Raw genomic sequence first — 616 nt, forward strand, 5'->3', positions numbered from 1 at the left:
CCACGTCGGCCGCTCCTGTCGCGGAGCTCACCAGCCGTTCCATGGAGCCCCAGCCGACCGGCACCATGGAGGCACTGGCTCCCCGCACCACGGAACCCCAACCGACCGGCACCATGGACACACTCACCAGCCGATCCATGGAACCCCAGCCCACCAGCACCCTGGAGGCACTGGCTCCCCGCACCACGGAACCCCAGCCCACCGGCACCATGGACACACTCACCAGCCGATCCATGGAACCCCAGCCCACCAGCACCCTGGAGGCACTGGCTCCCCGCACCACGGAACCCCAGCCCACCGGCACCATGGACACACTCACCAGCCGATCCATGGAACCCCAGCCCACCGGCACCATGGACACACTGACCGCCCGCTCCATGCAGGCCCAGCCGGCCAGTGCCGCGAACCCGCCCACCGGCACCATGGACATACTCGCCCCCCGGGCCACGGAACCCCTGCCCACCGGCACCGTGGAACCCCGGCCCACCGGGGTCTTGGACGCGCTGACCAGCCGGTTCATGCAGCCTCCGCCCACCGGCACCATGGACGTGCTCGCCACCGGCACCACGGAGTCCCGGCCCACCGGGCCGATCGAGTCACCGGCCGGCGGGCCCCT

General features: G+C 71.6%; 1 pseudogene. It reads left to right on the forward strand.

Annotation, left to right across the window (positions count from 1 at the left end):
* Window positions 1–137: 137 nt before the first annotated feature.
* Window positions 138–616 (forward strand): annotated as a pseudogene (locus RH94_RS40865) (hypothetical protein); the annotation flags it as partial.

This window comes from Streptomyces kebangsaanensis (assembly GCF_001906585.1).
Lineage (GTDB): Bacteria > Actinomycetota > Actinomycetes > Streptomycetales > Streptomycetaceae > Streptomyces > Streptomyces kebangsaanensis.